The 17,013-nt window shown below is 71.6% G+C and carries 17 protein-coding genes and 1 pseudogene; 8 read left to right on the top strand and 10 right to left on the bottom strand.

Annotated features, from left to right (window positions below):
- Window positions 1-59: 59 nt before the first annotated feature.
- A complete protein-coding gene (locus V1633_RS11335) occupies window positions 60-443 on the bottom strand; it encodes a hypothetical protein (RefSeq protein ID WP_331214190.1) in 384 nt (127 codons plus the stop codon).
- A 118-nt stretch (window positions 444-561) separates the two neighbouring features.
- Between V1633_RS11335 and V1633_RS11330 the strand changes: the two genes are divergently transcribed.
- On the top strand, window positions 562-939 hold the full coding sequence (locus tag V1633_RS11330) for a VOC family protein (protein WP_331214189.1): 378 nt from the start codon (window positions 562-564) through the stop codon (window positions 937-939).
- A gap of 100 nt (window positions 940-1,039) precedes the next feature.
- A complete protein-coding gene (locus V1633_RS11325) occupies window positions 1,040-2,251 on the top strand; it encodes a tetratricopeptide repeat protein (RefSeq protein WP_331214188.1) in 1,212 nt (403 codons plus the stop codon).
- A 28-nt stretch (window positions 2,252-2,279) separates the two neighbouring features.
- Here V1633_RS11325 and prfH read toward each other — a convergent pair whose 3' ends face one another.
- The 4 genes from prfH to V1633_RS11305 all read right to left on the bottom strand — a co-directional run bounded on the left by prfH (window position 2,280) and on the right by V1633_RS11305 (window position 5,309).
- Window positions 2,280-2,945, bottom strand: coding sequence for a peptide chain release factor H (gene prfH, locus V1633_RS11320; protein WP_331214187.1), 666 nt, complete (start codon window positions 2,943-2,945; stop codon window positions 2,280-2,282).
- Window positions 2,942-4,120 (bottom strand): RNA ligase RtcB family protein, encoded by a 1,179-nt coding sequence (locus V1633_RS11315; RefSeq protein ID WP_331214186.1) that lies wholly within the window; start codon window positions 4,118-4,120, stop codon window positions 2,942-2,944. The genes prfH and V1633_RS11315 overlap by 4 nt, the downstream gene beginning before the upstream one ends.
- A 254-nt stretch (window positions 4,121-4,374) precedes the next feature.
- Window positions 4,375-4,677, bottom strand: a complete 303-nt coding sequence (locus V1633_RS11310) for a hypothetical protein (RefSeq protein ID WP_331214185.1) — start codon at window positions 4,675-4,677, stop codon at window positions 4,375-4,377.
- Window positions 4,678-4,784: 107 nt separating this feature from the next.
- Window positions 4,785-5,309: an ArsR/SmtB family transcription factor gene (locus V1633_RS11305; RefSeq protein WP_331214184.1), complete on the bottom strand. Its 525-nt coding sequence runs from the start codon at window positions 5,307-5,309 to the stop codon at window positions 4,785-4,787.
- Between the two features lie 81 nt (window positions 5,310-5,390).
- Between V1633_RS11305 and V1633_RS11300 the strand changes: the two genes are divergently transcribed.
- Complete coding sequence (locus tag V1633_RS11300) at window positions 5,391-6,041, top strand: O-methyltransferase (RefSeq protein ID WP_331214183.1); 651 nt, start codon at window positions 5,391-5,393, stop codon at window positions 6,039-6,041.
- Between the two features lie 207 nt (window positions 6,042-6,248).
- On the opposite strand, the pseudogene V1633_RS11295 reads toward V1633_RS11300, so the two are convergent.
- The 4 genes and pseudogenes from V1633_RS11295 to V1633_RS11280 form a co-directional block, all read right to left on the bottom strand.
- Window positions 6,249-6,410: pseudogene (locus V1633_RS11295) on the bottom strand (DUF397 domain-containing protein); the annotation flags it as partial.
- A gap of 12 nt (window positions 6,411-6,422) precedes the next feature.
- Window positions 6,423-7,412 carry a hypothetical protein gene (locus V1633_RS11290; protein ID WP_331214182.1) on the bottom strand — a complete coding sequence of 330 codons (990 nt, stop codon included), beginning with the start codon at window positions 7,410-7,412 and terminating at the stop codon, window positions 6,423-6,425.
- A 154-nt stretch (window positions 7,413-7,566) separates the two neighbouring features.
- Entirely contained in the window at window positions 7,567-7,974 is a 408-nt protein-coding gene (locus tag V1633_RS11285) for a VOC family protein (RefSeq protein ID WP_331214181.1), read from the bottom strand.
- 109 nt (window positions 7,975-8,083) lie between these two features.
- Complete coding sequence (locus V1633_RS11280; protein WP_331214180.1) at window positions 8,084-9,019, bottom strand: LysR family transcriptional regulator; 936 nt, start codon at window positions 9,017-9,019, stop codon at window positions 8,084-8,086.
- A gap of 71 nt (window positions 9,020-9,090) precedes the next feature.
- On the opposite strand from V1633_RS11280, the gene V1633_RS11275 reads away from it, so the two are divergent.
- The 5 genes from V1633_RS11275 to V1633_RS11255 all read left to right on the top strand — a co-directional run bounded on the left by V1633_RS11275 (window position 9,091) and on the right by V1633_RS11255 (window position 15,245).
- On the top strand, window positions 9,091-9,780 hold the full coding sequence (locus V1633_RS11275; protein ID WP_331214179.1) for a succinate dehydrogenase cytochrome b subunit: 690 nt from the start codon (window positions 9,091-9,093) through the stop codon (window positions 9,778-9,780).
- 6 nt (window positions 9,781-9,786) lie between these two features.
- Window positions 9,787-12,000 (top strand): fumarate reductase/succinate dehydrogenase flavoprotein subunit, encoded by a 2,214-nt coding sequence (locus V1633_RS11270; protein WP_331214178.1) that lies wholly within the window; start codon window positions 9,787-9,789, stop codon window positions 11,998-12,000.
- A complete protein-coding gene (locus V1633_RS11265; protein ID WP_331214177.1) occupies window positions 11,997-12,758 on the top strand; it encodes a succinate dehydrogenase/fumarate reductase iron-sulfur subunit in 762 nt (253 codons plus the stop codon). The genes V1633_RS11270 and V1633_RS11265 overlap by 4 nt, the downstream gene beginning before the upstream one ends.
- A 137-nt stretch (window positions 12,759-12,895) precedes the next feature.
- Entirely contained in the window at window positions 12,896-13,921 is a 1,026-nt protein-coding gene (locus V1633_RS11260; protein WP_331214176.1) for a serine hydrolase, read from the top strand.
- A 94-nt stretch (window positions 13,922-14,015) separates the two neighbouring features.
- Window positions 14,016-15,245, top strand: coding sequence for an MBL fold metallo-hydrolase (locus tag V1633_RS11255; RefSeq protein WP_331214175.1), 1,230 nt, complete (start codon window positions 14,016-14,018; stop codon window positions 15,243-15,245).
- Window positions 15,246-15,327: 82 nt separating this feature from the next.
- Here the strand turns inward: V1633_RS11255 and V1633_RS11250 are convergent, their stop codons facing one another.
- Window positions 15,328-16,809, bottom strand: coding sequence for an APC family permease (locus V1633_RS11250; RefSeq protein WP_331214174.1), 1,482 nt, complete (start codon window positions 16,807-16,809; stop codon window positions 15,328-15,330).
- Window positions 16,810-17,013: the final 204 nt, after the last annotated feature.

Below are 17,013 nucleotides of genomic sequence, written 5' to 3'. Positions count from 1 at the left end.
CACAACGGCGAGCCGCGCCCGGGCCGCCGGTGGCTCGCGGCACCACGCCGCGAGCCACCTCAGCCGTCGGGGGTGAACAGGCCCTGGACGCCGACCACGATCGCGATGAGACCGAGGATCGCGAGCAGCAGGCCGGGCCCGACCGCCGCGTCCCGGTGCTCCGTCGCAGGCGTCGGCCGACCGGTGAGCCGGGACCACAGCAGGGCGACGCCGACCGCGATGCCCACCACCTCGAAGTGGAACAGCCGCGGACCGGAGATCAGGTGGACCAGGAGGAAATAACCACCCGTCACCAGCGCGACGATCCCGACCACCCAGCCGAACGGTGCCACCCGGTCGGCGAACCGGCCGAGGTCGTCGCCGATCCGGGGCAGGCGTCGCAGTAGTCCGATCGCGAGCAGGAAGCCCCCGACGATGTTGGCGAGATCAAGCAGTAAGGCCATGATCACAGGTAGCCGTCCCGGGCCCGCGTCAAACCTGGAATTCGACCGGAGTCGATTGAAACAGGGTCGGGTCGAGCGGCCGGGCCCGCCGGCGCGGCACGGGGCCTAGGATCCGGTCATGATCGCCGAACTGCAGTGCGTGGTACTGGACTGCCCCGATCCGGTACGCCTCGCCGACTTCTACCACTCGCTGCTCGGCGGCACCGTCAACCTGCCGGATGACCGCTGGAGGGTGGACGACGACTGGGCAACCCTGCACTCGCCGTCCGGTCTGGTGCTCGCCTTCCAGCGGGCGACCGACCACCAGCCGCCACGGTGGCCGGACCCCTCCCGTCCGCAGCAGTTCCACCTGGACCTCGGAGTGCCGGACCTCGATCGCGCGGACGAGCAGGTACGGAAGCTGGGCGCCACCGTGCTGGCCGACGACGTCGACGGGCGGAGTTGGCGCGTCTACGCCGACCCGGCGGGTCATCCGTTCTGCCTGGTCCGGCACTGATGACCCCGGTCGAAGGCCGGGCGCCCCGGCCGCCCGCCGGGGTCACCCGTCACCCGTCCGCCCCCTCGGCTTCGGCCCCGGACTCCCTACACTGTCCGGCGTGACGCTGCAGGCGTACGACCGCGGTGTGCTCGCCGTCCAGCGTGGCAGGTTCGACGAGGCACGGGAGCAGTTGACCTTGGCCGGGGCGGACGACCGGGCGTTGCTGCTGCTGGGCCAGTTGGCCAGCGACGGCCGTGGCGAACCCGCCGACCCGGTGAAGGCACACCGGCTGTACGAGCGGGCGGCCGAGTTGGGCAACGCCGAGGCGGCGCACAATCTCGGGGTGCTGTACGCGACCGGGCGAGGTGTCGTGGCCGACCAGGCCACCGCACTGCGGTGGTACCGACGGTCCGCCGAGCGGGGCGACGCCCGGGCCCGTCGGATGGTCGGCCTGATGTACGCCACCGGTCAGGGCGTACCGGTGGACGAGGACGAAGCCGAGCGGCACTGGCGGGCGGCGGCGGACGCCGGTGAGGTGATGGCGCTGCACGACCTCGGGACCCTCTTCGCGTACCAGAGGGCGGACCTGCCGGAGGCGGCGTACTGGTACCTGCTGGCCGCCAGGGCCGGCGTCGAGGGGGCCGAACGGGAACTGGGGCTGCTCGCGCCGAGGTTGGGTGAGCCGGCTCGGCACGACCGGAGGGCGCGCACCATGCTCGGGGTGATCCGCGCCTACCATCTGGGCGACCCGGTCGGCGGCGTGGAGTTGCTGACCGCCTCGGCGGAGGACGGCGATCCCGTCGCCCAGCGCAGCCTCGGCTACCTGGTCCAACACGGCATCGGCACGGCGCAGGACGGCATCCGGGCCGCCGCGCTCTACCAGGCGGCGGCCGAGGCGGGTGATGCGTTCGCCGCGTTCAACCTCGGTGCGCTGTCCGGTCGCTCCGCCGAGGCGGTGCACTGGCTGCGTCTGGCCGCCGAGGCCGGGGTTGTCGAGGCGTACCCACGGCTGGGCGACCGGCTCAGCGAGCAGGACCTCGACGAGGAGGCGCTGCGCTGGTACCTGCGCGGCGCCGAGGCCGGCGACCGGGGCAGCATGTTCGCCGCGGCCTGCTGGTACCGCGACGGATTCGGCGGGCCGGTCGACCTGGTGCAGGCACTCCGGTGGTACCTCGCCCTGCTGAACGTCGGCAACGGCGACGGCATCCACGAGGCACACGGGATCGCGCCGAGCATGACCGAGGACGAGATCCACGAGGCGGGCCGGCTCTCCGGCCGACTGCTGGAGGCGGATCTCCTGGTACGACGACGCGGGCAGCGGCCACGATGACCACCGAACCGGAAGAGCCCGTCTGGTACTACGGCCGTCGTCGCTGGCGCGCCCGCTCCGGCCGGGCCGGGTTCTGATCCGAGGCATCCGGACGTTCGACCCGGGTGGGGTTGCCTCGGACGAGTTCGTCGTGGATGCGCCAGCGGGCGGTGGTGGCGGCACGTTCCGCCACCTCGTCACCGTGCTCGAGTCGCTCCCGCAGCAGTCGCAGGGCGATCCGGCGGTTGAGGCTGAACTGCCGCTCGGTGTCGACCACGACCACCAGTCCCGAGGGACGGTGGGTCGCCCGTACCGCCGTACTCGCCTTGTTCCGGTGCTGGCCGCCGGGGCCGCCGGTACGGCAGGCGACGATGTCGACGTCCGCCTCCACGAACCTGGTACGCGGGGTGTCGACCTGGCACGGTCGCGCGATGACGTACCAGTTCTTCCGGCCGGCGTCGGTCCGGTACGGGCTGGGGGCCTGCCAGCACAGGGTTCCGGTCCATTCGGCGGCGAACGGCTCGGCACCGACGCCGGAGATCTCGACCAGGACCGACCGGTAGGTGTCCGGTCGGTCCCCCGCAACCGTCTCGACCCGACGGGTTGTCAGTTGTCGGCGGCCGGCGTCGGCCTCCAGGCGTGGCAACAGCCGGGCCAGCGCCCAGGCACACTCCTGCGGGCCGCGCCCGGCCGAGATGAGCAGATGGACGGTCACGGCCGGCCCCGCCTGCGACGCGCGTCCCGACGGTCGGCGACGGGTGCGAGGTCGGCCGTCTTGTACGTGACCAGGGGAACCGTGCTGACCACCGGCGTGGCGAGTTTGTGCTCGACGAGGTCGCCGATCACCTGCTCGATGCGCTTGTACGCCGTCGGCGCCTCCTCGAAGAGCAGTTGGCGGTCGCCGCACACCACCAGCGACCCCACCGGGGTACGGCGCAGCTCCTCGACGGTGTGCTTGGCCCGACCCCGGCGCAGGGCGTCGGCGCGGGACATCTTGCGGCCCGCGCCGTGCGCCACGGAATGGTTCGCCTCCGGCCCGGCGTGCCCGGCCACCAGGTAGGACGGGGTGCCCCGGGTCCCGGCGACGAGCACGTCGCGGCCGTCGCCCCGGGCCGCGCCCTTGCGGTGCAGGTAGGCGCCGTCGCGGATCTCCACCGAGTTGTGGCACTCGTCGACGATCGGCTCGGTCGGCTCGGCGCCGAGCGCGTGGGCGACCCGGGCCGCCATCAGTCGCCGGTTGAGCGATCCCCACCGGACGGCGGCGTCGTGCAGGGCGAGGTAGCTGGCGGGATCCGGGGCGGGCCCGGCGCCGTGCACCTCGGTGTGCGCCCGCAGGATCCGCTCGCCGAGCCCCCGCGAGCCACTGTGCACGATGAGGACGAGGTCCCGGGCGGCCAGCCCGAGCCGGCTCGCGTGGTCCGGTTCGAGGACGGTGTCGATCCGGGCCAACTCGACGAAATGGTTGCCCCGGCCGACGGTACCGAGGCCCTCGACGTGACCGGCGGGAACGTCGCCGTCCAGTACGGCCCAGGCCGGGTCGTCGGCATCCCGCTCGGGGTCGAGCGCCCGGTCGAGGTCGGGGAACCGGGTGGCGAGCTTCTCCGGTACGGCGCGCTTGAGCCTGATCGGGAAGACGGCGATGCCGCAACCGATGTCGGAGCCGACCAGGAACGGGTACAGCACGGTCGACAACATGGCGGCGCCGATCGGGGCGCCCTTGCCCGGGTGCAGGTCCGGCATGGCGGCGACGTGAACCATGCCGTCGAGGGCGGCCACCTGGTGGCACTGTGCGAGGGCGTCGGACTCGATCCAGCTGGTCGGGGCGGCGAAAACGGTGACGGTGGCAGCGGACTGCGGCAGGGACCCCTGCCGGGAGGGTTGGGCAGACAAAGACGCTCTCTTCTCACGGAAAGAGGGGTGGGCGGACGGCGGCACGGCACGGCACGGTGCGGTGCGGTGTCGTGCGGGCCTCGGAGCAACAGGGGTGCGGTCCGTCAGAACGTCATGCGCACACTGTCGTCGAGCGCCGCCGCGACGGCAACCGGATTTCTGCGTACGGGCCGGAGCGGTACCGGCCGGGTGCGGGATGTCGAGTTCGGCCGGCCGGCGTGCGGTGCTCGTCAGCCGGGCCGGCCGGCGAGGTGTCAGGCCGAGGCGTCCCGGTCGGGCAGCTCCGCGTCGAGGCGGTCCGGCCAGTCACCTTCGGCGAGACCCCCGGCCATCAGGACGTCCCGCCAGTCCTGCCGGAGCAGCTCGATCCCGGCGGCGAACCGCTCCCACCGCCCCGAGGCCGCCAGCACCAGCGCGGCCTGCACACGTTCCGGATCCTGCCGGCCGTACGCGCTGACCGGCAACCCGGTGAGCCACCCGATGACCTGGTCCGAGCTGCCCGGCGCCGGGAAGTCCCGTCTGATCCTCGCGATCAGCCGGGCGGTGGGAGCAGGCATGGGTCGTACCTCCTTGCTGACAGCCACGCGGCTGCCAGCAAGGAGTCGGGACATCCGCTCCACCCGACAGCCTTCCGGGAGTGGTGCACCGTGGCCGGCGGCACCGGTTACTCGGCCGGCAGCACGGGGATGTCCGCCCGGTACAGGCTCAGCAGCACGCCGTACGGCTGGCCGTCCTCCTGGTCGGTGAGGTGCTCGCCGTTCGCGAACCGCTCGATGCTGGCGGCCAGGGCGCGGGCCTGTCCGGTGGTGAGGCGGACGTGCCGCAGCAGGGTGACGTCCGGGGCGTCCTTGTCGGCGGGCATCATCTCGGCGAGCGCGGCCCTGACCAGGAACTCGCCGCCCACCGGGGCGTCCCGGGCGATCCGCAGCCGCTGGCTGGTCGGTTCGTAGTGGCGTTCCGTGCCGCCTCGGACCTGCCGGGTGTACGCCACCCTCACCAGTCCCGCGCGTTCGAGGATCTTCACGTGGTACCCGACGGTGCCCTTTGTGGACCCGAGCGCGGCGGCGAGCTGGGCGAACGTGGCGGGTCGCTGGCGTAGCGCCATCAGCAGCCGGTGCCGCAGCGGGTGACCGAGGGCGCGGAACTGTTCGGCTTCGCTCAGCACCAGATCGCCGCGTTCTTCGTGCACGCATCAAGTGTCGAGGTTATTCGTCACTTATTCAAGCCAAATCGGTTGCGCAAGCGTCGAGAATCGACGACGCTTAGCCCTGTGACCGAACCAAGCTCTTCCGACATCGCCGCGTATGTCCTCGCCCACTCCTCCCCCGCCGACGACCTGCTGCGTGAGCTCGCGGCCGAGACCTCCGCCGCGTTCCCGGACGCCGCCGGCATGCAGATCTCCGCCGACGAGGGCCAGCTGCTGACCATGCTGGTCCGGCTCACCGGCGCCCGGTACGCCGTCGAGGTCGGCGTCTTCACCGGCTACTCGGCCATCTGCATCGCCCGTGGACTGGCCCCCGACGGCACACTGCTCGCCTGTGACGTGTCCGAGGAGTGGACGGCAGTCGCCCGGAGGTACTGGCAGCGCGCCGGCGTCGAGCAGCAGATCGACCTCCGGATCGCGCCGGCCGTCCAGACACTCCAGGCACTGCCCGCCGACCCGGTGATCGACTTCGGGTTCATCGACGCGGACAAGCCGAGCTATCCCGACTACTACGAGGCCCTCGTCCAACGACTGCGCCCCGGTGGCCTACTGGTCCTCGACAACGTCCTGCAGGGCGGCCGGGTGCTCGACCCCGAACCCCGTGACCCTGGTCCGCTCGTCATGCGGCAGCTCAACAAGGCCATCGCCGCCGACGACCGTGTCGAGGCCGTCATGCTGCCCGTCCGGGACGGCGTCACCCTGGTCCGCAAGCGCTGATCGACCGGACACCGCACGACCCGCCAGCCAGGGTTCAGCCGACCCGACCTCGGCCGGCGGGTCCGGACAGGCCCGGCCCGGTCACCCCGGCTGCCCGTCGGGAGCGAGCACCGGAGCGGAGGCGGTAGACCGCCGGCAGGGGGATGCCGGCCCAGAACGGCACGTCCACCGGTGCGCCGAACCCGCGGTGGGCTCGACCGTCCGGGCTTATCTGGTCGGCAGCAGGACCTTGAGCGACGTGCTGAAGGCCGTCCAGGCGACCGGGTCGAAGGCCAGCACCGGGCCGGCCGGATCCTTGCTGTCCCGTACCGCGACGATCGCCGTGAGGTTGTCTGCGACCTCGGCACAGTTACCGTTGGCGCCGGGACGAACCCGTCACGTTCACCTGTAGCCGGCTCGGCCGTCGAGAATCGCGCTGACCGCCGCGTCGAGTTCAGCCGGGGTCACGCGGGCGTCCAGATTGGCGCGGAGACCGGCGAAGTTCAACCGGTACATCTTGTCGACGGGCAGCTCCCGTTTCCGCCAGATCTCCTCGACCGGCCAGTGCGTGTACAGCCGGTGGGCGAGTGTGCGTACCGCCGAGTCCACGTCGACCGGGGGCAGGGAGAGGTCATCGGCGAGAGCGAGGTGCGGAGCCGGGTCGTCACCCCAGAACTCGTACTCCCAGCCGGGCCAACGTTGCGGCCACCACTCGGCGAGTCCGCGGAGAATCTCGATGCTCCACAGACCCGCGCGGCGCGTCCGCAGGTTAAGGTGCAGACCGGCCAGGGGCATCGTGCGGCACGCCGTCACCGGCTCCTCGGCCGGCAGCGCCGCGAGCAACAGTTCCGGGCCGAGGCGCCAGGGTTGCTCTGCCCACGTGTTCAGCGCGTACCTGCGGCATCCGGTCTCGTCGACCACGCTCACGACGTACCTGACCGGGTCGTCCGACTCGCCTCGGCCGTACCGGTAAAGCTCCGTACGGAAGGGGTCGGCCTCGCGCACCGCAGCGCGGTCCTCGCCGAGGGCGGCAACCAGGTCGCCGGTCCCGTGGTAGGCCCACTCGATCGTCCAGCCCGCCCAGGTTCGCGAATATCCGTCGAGCAGCGCGGCCCGGGCGGCGTAGGTCTCGTCGCAGCCGAACGGGTCCAATCCGGTGTGGAACAACAGACGGTGCCGGTCCGCGTCGATCAGAACAGCGTCCCGGCAGAACACGTCGTTGGCCCAGCCGTCGTCACCGTCGTAGTCCTCGTCGAGCGCAGCCAGCCAGCGCAGTACCGCCGCCGGCCCGATCGCGAGGTAGTAGTCAACGCCCATACTGGCGCCGCCGCCCATCGCGTGCCGGGACACCACTCCATCTTGGACGGTCACATACCGCACCAGGCTTCCCACCGGCGCAGGATAGTCGGCAGCTACGACAGGAGGTCCTCGACGACGTCACTTCTCCGGGCGTCGCCGATCCGGGTCGACCGAGCCTCGGCGGAGGCTGCATGTCGTACGGGTCGCCCGCCATGCAGGCGACACCGAACTCCGGCCCACCGTGTGGTCAGAGTTCGACGGGCGGCACCGGTGGCCGCAGTACGCAGAACTCGTTGCCGTCGGGATCGGCGAGCACGTACCAGGCCCAGCCGTCCTCCTCGACGGGGCTTTCGGTGCGGCACCGCGCCCCGAGGGACACCAGCCTGGCCACCTCGGCGTCCAGGTCAGGCACCCGCAGGTCGATATGCATCCGGTTCTTGGACGCCTTCGGCTCCGGAACCCGCTGCAACAGCAGTTCGACGCCGTTCCCGTTCGGGGGTAGCAGTCGTCGGTAACGCCCTGGCGACAGCGGTTCGGCGACGTACCCGAGTACGCCGGACCAGAACTCTCCCGAGCGGGCCAGATCGGCACAGTCCAGGACCACCGCCAGGACAACGTCATCCCGTCCACCGAAACGAGTCGGCCCGCCAGTCATGGCAGCAGGTTATGCGACGACACCCCCGCCTCGCGCGCCACCACGGTGGGCGCGGCGGTCGCGAGACCGCCTCCCGGCGATCGCGCACGCTGCCGCCCGGGCCGACCCCTCAGTACGGCGTGACGCCGGGCGGCAGCGTCGAGTTCTCGGCGGCGGTCCGGATGTAGTCGAGCAGGATCCGCCGGAAGGCCCGGGCGGCGTGGGTCGGTTCCACCTCCCGTCGCCGGGCCAGCGCAATGGTCCGCTGCACGCCGGGCGGGGCGAGCGGGGTGACCCAGAGCCGGGGGCGCCGGGCGACCACGATGCCGGGGACCAGGGCGGCGCCGAGCCCGGCCTCGACGAAGCTCAGCACCGCGTCCATCTCTCCGCCGTCGACCGCGAGGCTGGGTTCGAAACCCGCCTCCCGGCAGGCCCGCAGGGTGACGTCGCGCAGGTCGTAGCCCCGCCGGAACATCACCAGCGGTTGGTCGCGCAGCTCGGTGAGGCGCAGGGTGCCGGTCGAGTCGGTCATCGGCAGCGGGTTGACCGAGGCGACCACCAGGCTGTCCCGCAGCACCGGCTCGGTACGCAGTGCCGGGTCGGGGCCCTGCGCGGGCAGGATGATCAGCGCCAGGTCGAGTTCGCCGCGGAGCAGGTCCCGGACCAGGTCCTGGGAGCCGCTCTCCTCGATCCGCACCTCGACGTTCGGGTGGGCGTCCCGGAACCGCCGCAGCACCGCCGGGGCCAGCGAGGTGACCAGGCTGGGGGTGGCCCCGAGGCGGATCCGGCCCCGGCGTACCCCGACGAGTTCCTGGACCTCCCGGCGGGCGGTGTCGACGTCGGCGAGGATCCGTTCGGCGAGTGGCAGCAGCACCTCGCCGGCGGCGGTCAGCGCGATGTTGCCGCGTACCCGTTCGAAGAGCGGGGCGCCGAGTTCCGTCTCCAAAGAGTGAATCTGCTTACTGAGCGAAGGCTGGGTGACGCCGACATTATCGGCGGCATGAGTGAAATGCCGGGTTTCGGCCACCGCCACGAAGTACCTCAACTGTTGGAACTGCACCTCCATAGCCTACGGCTATCAACACTGCGCGTTCCATGCATTGGACGACTAATCCGAGGATACCTAGCGTTTGACGGGTGACAGCTGTATCAACGCGAGCGCCGGTCCGGTCCAGCATCGGCCTCAAGGCCGTCATGGCGGTGACGGGCATCCTGCTGGTGCTCTTCCTCATCGCCCACATGCTGGGCAACCTGAAGATCTTCGTCGGAGCGACCGACTTCGACCACTACGCCCACTGGCTGCGCACGATCGGTTCGCCGGTGCTGCCGGACACCTGGTACCTCTGGGCCCAGCGGGTGCTGCTCGGCGTCGCCCTGGTCGCGCACATCTGGTCCGCCACCGTGCTGGCCCGCCGGGCCCGGGCCGCCCGCCCGGTCCGGTACGCGCACCGACCCAAGGTGCAGACGAACTACGCGGCCCGCACGATGCGCTGGGGCGGGGTGATCATCGCCCTGTTCGTGGTCTACCACCTGCTCGACCTGACCACCGGCGACCTGAACCCGGTCGGTGACCCGCGCCGGCCGTACGCGAACGTGGCCGCCGACTTCGCGCCCGAGCGCTGGTACGTGACCCTGGTCTACGTCATCGGGATCGTCACCCTCGGCTTCCACCTGCGGCACGGCATGTTCAGCGCGCTGCGCAGCCTGGGTCAGCAGACCCCTCGCGGCGAGCGGCGGGCCCGGGGCGCCGCCCTCGCCTTCGCGGTCCTGCTCTGCGCCGGCTACCTGGTGGTGCCGTTCTCCGTCATCGCCGGCCTGGTGGGGTGACCGGCGATGACACCACGAGCCGACGAGCCGCAGGACCCCCGGGTCGGACAGTCGATGGAGGCCGGCGCCGACGTGCCGACCAGCGCGAACGCCGATGTGCTGGCGACCCGCGAGAGTGACGGGCCGGATCGGCGGGCCGAACCGGCGGGCCGGCTGCGCACGGCGGTCAACAACCTGCTCGGCCGACGCCCACGAGTCAGCGAATTGGGACAGAGCTTTATGGAATACACCAGCCAGGACAACATCGGCAGCGAGCTCGGCGACGCGCCGGACAGCCCGGACGGTGACCTCTTCCGGTACGGCGATCCGATCGCCGACCAGGCCGCGCCGGACGGGCCGATCGAGACCCGCTGGCAACGCCGCCGGTTCAGCGCCAAGCTGGTCAACCCCGCCAACCGCCGCAAGCTGACCGTGATCGTGGTCGGCACCGGGCTGGCCGGCGGCTCGGCCGCGGCCACCCTCGGCGAGCTGGGTTACCGGGTCAAGTCGTACTGCTACCAGGACAGCCCGCGCCGGGCGCACTCGATCGCCGCGCAGGGCGGGATCAACGCCGCGAAGAACTACCGCAACGACGGCGACTCCATCCAGCGGCTCTTCTACGACACCGTCAAGGGCGGCGACTTCCGGTCCCGGGAGTCGAACGTACGCCGGCTCGCCGAGGTCTCGGTGGAGATCATCGACCAGGCGGTGGCCCAGGGCGTCCCGTTCGCCCGGGAGTACGGCGGCCTGCTCGACACCCGCTCGTTCGGCGGCGCCCAGGTGCAACGGACCTTCTACGCCCGGGGCCAGACGGGCCAGCAACTGCTGCTCGGGGCGTACCAGGCGTTGGAGCGGCAGATCGGGCTGGGCCGGGTGGAGATGCACTCCCGGCACGAGATGCTCGAACTGATCGTGGTCGACGGGCGGGCCCGCGGCATCGTGGTCCGCGACCTGGTCACCGGTCGGATCAGCACCGAGTACGCGGACGCTGTCGTGCTCGCCAGCGGCGGCTACGGCAACGTCTTCTACCTCTCCACCAACGCCAAGGGCTGCAACGTCACCGCCACCTGGCGGGCGCACCGCAAGGGGGCGCTGTTCGCCAACCCCTGCTACACGCAGATCCACCCGACCTGCATCCCGGTCTCCGGCGACCACCAGTCGAAGTTGACCCTGATGAGCGAGTCGCTGCGCAACGACGGCCGGGTCTGGGTGCCGAAGACGGTCGGCGACAACCGTCCGCCCCGGGAGATCCCGGAGGACGAGCGGGACTACTACCTGGAGCGGATGTACCCGGCGTTCGGCAACCTGGTCCCCCGGGACATCGCCTCCCGGGCGGCGAAGAACGTCTGCGACTCCGGCCGGGGCGTCGGCCCGACCGGGCTCGGCGTCTACCTCGACTTCGCCGACGCGATCAACCGGCTCGGCCGGTCCACCATCGCCGACCGGTACGGCAACCTCTTCGACATGTACCAGCGGATCACCGGCGAGGATCCGTACGAGATGCCGATGCGGATCTATCCGGCGGTGCACTACACGATGGGCGGGCTCTGGGTCGACTACGACCTCCAGTCGACGATCCCCGGACTCTTCGTGATCGGCGAGGCGAACTTCTCCGACCACGGCGCCAACCGGCTCGGCGCCTCGGCGCTGATGCAGGGCCTGGCCGACGGCTACTTCGTGCTGCCCAGCACGATCGCCGACTACCTGGCCGCCGGTCCGTTCGAGCCGTTGGCGGACGACCACCCCGAGGTCGTCGCCGCGCGTGACGACGTCGAGGACCGGGTACGCCGGCTGCTCGCCGTCGACGGCGACCGGACCGTCGACTCGTTCCACCGTGAGCTCGGCCAGATCATGTGGGAGCACTGCGGGATGGAACGCACCGACGCCGGGTTGCGCAAGGCGTTGGCCGAGATCCGTGCCCTGCGGGAGCAGTTCTGGCAGCGGGTGAAGGTGCCCGGCGACGGCGAGGGGCTCAACCAGGCGCTGGAGAAGGCCGGCCGGGTCGCCGACTTCTTCGAGCTGGCCGAGCTGATGTGCATCGACGCGCTGCACCGTACCGAGTCGGCGGGCGGGCACTTCCGGGCCGAGAGCCAGACCCCGGACGGCGAGGCGCAGCGCGACGACGACCACTTCGCGTACGTCGCCGCCTGGGAGTTCACCGGCGCCGACCGTCCGCCGGTGCTGCACAAGGAAGACCTGAACTTCGAGTACGTCCACCCCACCCAGCGGAGCTACAAGTGAATCTGACCCTGCGGATCTGGCGCCAGAAAGGTCCGGACGATCCCGGCCGGATGGTGACCTACCCGGTCACCGACATCTCCCCCGACATGTCGTTCCTGGAACTGCTGGACGTGCTCAACGAACAACTGACCCTGGAGGGCAAGGACCCGGTCTCGTTCGACCACGACTGCCGGGAGGGCATCTGCGGCGCCTGCGGCATGGTGATCAACGGTGTGGCGCACGGCCCGGAGCGGGCCACCACCGCCTGCCAGCTCCACATGCGACACTTTTCCGACGGTGACACGATCGACATCGAGCCATGGCGGGCCAGGGCGTTCCCCGTGGTCAAGGACCTCGTGGTGAACCGCGGCAATCTCGACAAGATCGTTGCGGCCGGCGGCTACATCAGCGCACCGACCGGCAGCGCCCCGGAGGCCCACTCCCAACTGGTCCGCAAGGCGGACGCCGACGCCGCCTTCGAGTCCGCCGCCTGCATCGGCTGCGGCGCCTGCGTCGCGGCCTGCCCGAACGGCTCGGCCACCCTGTTCCTGGCGGCGAAGGTGACCCACCTGAGCCTGCTGCCGCAGGGCCAGCCGGAGCGGCTGACCCGGGTGGTCGGCATGGTCGACGCGCACGACGAGGCGGGCTTCGGCGGCTGCACCAACATCGGTGAGTGCTCGGCGGTCTGTCCGAAGGAGATCCCGCTGTCCACCATCGGCCGACTCAACCGGGACTACCTGCGGGCCACCCGGGAACGCAACGGCACCCCGGGCACCTGAAACATCCTGTGTATCAGGCCCTGCGGTTTCATCTAGATTCACCTATCGTGTCCGGGCGGGGATCGGCACAAAGCCGGCACCCGGGCGGCGGCCCGCGCAGCGACCGCCGCCGATCCGACTCACGGGAGGCCTCGCACGTGACGAACAGGGTGAATCGCCGGACCGCACTGGGCATCGGTGGCGCGGCGACGGCGGGAGCCGTACTCGGGCTGGGCAGCCCGGCCGTGGCGGCGCCGGGTGGTGGTGCCGCGAGCGATCCGCAGGAGGAGCCGTTGGGCACGCCCAGGGACAAGGTGGCGCTCGCCTACCGGGTGGAGAAGACCCGAGCCGGCGGCAACTGGTACTCGTACATCACCGTCGCGAGCTCCAGCGGCGCCGCGCAGGTCGCCGCCGAGGAGAACGCGGACACCGTGGTCGAGGCGTACAGCGTCAACAAGATCGCGGTGGCCACCGCCGTGCTCGACAAGGTCGACCGGGGACTGCTCACCCTCGACCAGCGGGTCGACGTCACGGCGGCGATCGTCGTCCCGGGCGGGGACGGCATCTTCAGCCTGGACAACGCCTACCCCAGCTCGGTCACGCTCGGCCACGTACTCGCCGCGCTGCTCACCGTCTCGGACGACACCGCGGTCCGACTCTGCGGCCTGGTCGCCCCGGCCGCCGAGATCAACCAGATCCTGGTCGCCAAGGGCTTTCCGAACACCCAGGTCGAGCCGGTCGCCAACCCGAACCGCTTCTTCCTCGGCACCAGCACCGCCCGGGAAACCCACAACCTGTTGCAGGCGCTGGTCGGCGGCACCCTGCTGTCGCCCGCCTCGACCACCTTCCTGCTCAACCTGCTCCGCGCGCCGATCGCGTTCAACGACGGGATCCGCCGCACCATGTCCTCGGACGACCGGGCCCGGATCGCCACCAAGGCGGGCTGGTTCGCCGACGCCCGACACGAGGCCGGGATCATCTTCAGCCCGGCGGGTGCCCCGGTGCTGACGTACGTGCTGTTCGCCGACGGTCAGGCCGACCCGGACAACTTCGGCGCCACCCACCCGGCCGTACAGGCCCGGGCGGCGCTGGGACCAAAGTTCCTGGCCGCGGTGAACGGACTCACCAACCCCTCCGCACCGAGCCGACGCCCGCGCCGCTACCAGCCCACCAACGGCGGCTGATGCCGTACCCGAACCGCACCGACCTGGCCGGACTCTCCGAAGCCGGTGCCCGCCCGGGCGTACCCTACGTCCGGGGGCGAAGGGTGACCAACGGATGTCGGCGGGTTCGGCGCGGCGTGACACGGAGCTGACCGCTGCCCGGGTCCACCGCCAGCGGTGGACCCGGGCGGCGCTCGCCCTCGCCGCGTTCGCCGCCGCGGCCTGGGCGGTCCGGGACGTGCCCACCGCGCTCGGCCGGCAGCCGCGCGGGGCCCGGGCCGACCGGGTACGGCGCTCCCCCCAGTTCCACGAGGGTGCGTTCCGGAACCCGGTCACCACCCGGACACTGCTGCCCGGCAGCGGCCGGTACGCCCTGCGGGAACTGTTCTTCGGCCGACAGCCCCGACGGCCGTCCGGAACCATCCCGGTGATCGACCCGGACGCCGCCCCGACGGCCGACGCCGGCTCGTCGCTCGCCTCCCACGCCGTCTCACCGGTCGACGCGCGGCCGGGTACGCCGGCACCCGACCCCGCCGACGAACTCAACATCGTCTGGTACGGACACGCCTCCGCACTGCTCGAGATCGAGGGCCGACGGGTCCTCGTCGACCCGGTCTGGAGCGAGCGGTGCTCACCGTCGGCCCGGGTCGGCCCCCGACGGCTGCACCCGGTCCCGGTGCCACTCGCCCGGCTCCCCCGGCTGGACGCCGTGCTGATCTCGCACGACCACTACGACCACCTCGACGTGGCGACCGTCCGCGCGCTGCACCACACACAGTCCGCACCGTTCCTGGTGCCCCTCGGCGTCGGCGCCCACCTGGAACGCTGGGGCGTACCGCCGGAGCGGATCGTCGAGTTGGACTGGACCGAACGCGCCACGGTCGCCGGTCTGGACTTCGTCGCCACTCCGGCCCGGCACTTCTCCGGACGCGCCTTCGCCCGGGACCGGAGCCTCTGGGGATCCTGGGTGGTCACCGGCCGACGTCGTCGGGTCTTCTGCTCCGGCGACTCCGGCTTCTTCGACGGATACGCCGCCATCGGCGCCACGTACGGCCCGTTCGACGTCACGCTGGTCCAGATCGGGGCGTACTCCGCCGCCTGGCCGAACGTGCACATGGTGCCGGAGGAGGCGGTCGCCGCACACCTGGACCTGCGCGGCGGACTGCTCGTCCCGGTGCACTGGGCGACCTTCAACCTCGCACCGCACGGCTGGGCCGACCCGATCGACCGGCTGTGCCGGGAGGCCGAGGTCCGGGACGTCCGGCTGGCGGTACCCCGGCCCGGTGAGCGGGTGGTCGTGGACCGGCCGCCGCCGGTGGACGGGTGGTGGCGGACACTCCGCTGACCGACCTCCGACCGCTCGGTCGGACCCACCGGTGGTGACGGGCGCCCGTCTGCCGCCATCCTCCCGGCGGGTCGAGCCCGGATCAACGGGTGAGGGACAGTTCCGCGCCGTCGTCGGGCACCATCTCGGCCGGTCCTCGCCCGATGGCCGCGTACACGGCCGGGCGGTGGGAGCGGAGCACGAGTCCCCAGCCGAGTCCGAGCAGACCGACGATCGCGACGAGGCCGGGCAGCAGCCAGGCCAGCGGTGAGTCGCCCGGCGCCAGCAGCGCGTCGAAGTCGACCACGAGCACGACCAGCAGGCCGAGGAGCAGCACGGTCGCCAGTCCCGGCGCGAGGGTGCGCTGCCAGACGTTCACCCCGGACTCCGGCCGCCTCCGGAAGAAGCCGACCACCGCCGCCGAGGTGAGCGCCATCAGCAGCACCACCCCGACCGCCGCGACGCCGCTGAGCCAGGTGAACAGGTCGAACACCGGGTCCCGGTCGGCCAGGACGAAGGCGACCACCACCCCGAGGGCCAGCGCCGTCTGGGTCAGCGAGCCGGCCACCGGGGCCCCGGTGCGGATCCCGGTCCGGCGGAGGTACCCCGGCAGCACCCGTTCCCGGCCCAGGGCGAAGAGGTAGCGCGCCACCCCGTTGTGGAAGAAGAGCAGGGCGGCGAGCACCGAGGTGCCGAAGAGGACGTACGCGAGGTCCGCGATCATGCTGTGGGCGTGCTCGGCGAGGACGTCGAAGACCACGCGCGGGCCGGCCGCCGCCGAGGTGTTCGGTGTGTCCACCGGGCCGGTGACCACGGACAGCGCCCAGGCGGACAGGGCGTAGCAGGCCCCGGTGAAGGCGAGCGCGAGATAACCGGCCCAGGCCACGGTACGCCGGGGGTCGCGCACCTCCCCGCTGTAGACGGCGCCGGACTCGATCCCGACGAACGAGGCGACACCCAGGGCCAGCACACCGCCGAGCCCCGCGGCGAACAGGTTGTCGGGATCCAGGCCGGCCAGGGTGACCGTGCCCTCCGCCGGGCTGCCGAACGCGACCAGGTTGAAGACGAGGATGACGAGGCACTCCAGGACGAGCAGCACCGCCAGCAGTGTGGCGCTGAGGTCGACCCGCCGGACACCGAAGGCCCCGACGACCGTGAGCGCCACCAGCGCCCAGACCCACCACGGCTGGTCCACCCCGAACCGCGCCGCCGTGAAGTCGGCGACGACCGCGCCGAACAGCCCGTACAGGCCGATCTGGACGGCGTTGTACGCGACCAGCGCGACGAACGAACTGGCGACCCCGCCGGCCCGGCCCAGCCCGTTGGCGACGTACGCGTAGAAGGCACCGGCGTTGCTGACGAACCGGCTCATCGCCGCGTAGCCGACGGTGAAGACGGCGAGGACCACCGCGAGCAGCGGGAAGGACAGCGCGGCGCCGACGTTGCCGCTGACGGCGTACATGGTGGTGATGCCACCGCCGAGCACGGTCAGTGGTGCCGAGGCCGCGACCGTGAACAGGACGAGGTGTGCGGTGCCCAGACGGCCCTGGCGCAGGCCGGACTCCGGGAGGGGGCTGGAGGACATGTGTCGACGTCTCTCGGTGGGTGAGAAAACCGGAAAGTTGCACTGGCGCAAACATCCGAGAGCGTAGGGGTGATCACGCCGCGCGACAAGAGATCGACACGTCACAGTATTGAATGACGGAGGGCTGGGGCGGGTTGAACGGAAAGTGCGCATGCCGTACCGTCCGCATCGACATTGGACGCTGACCGATCCGGCAAGCCCCGC

Source organism: Plantactinospora sonchi, from assembly GCF_036422035.1.
In the GTDB taxonomy this organism is placed as follows: Bacteria; Actinomycetota; Actinomycetes; order Mycobacteriales; family Micromonosporaceae; genus Plantactinospora; species Plantactinospora sonchi.
The sequence above is the reverse complement of the archived record's forward strand: the minus strand, read 5'-3'. Positions and strand labels throughout refer to the sequence as shown.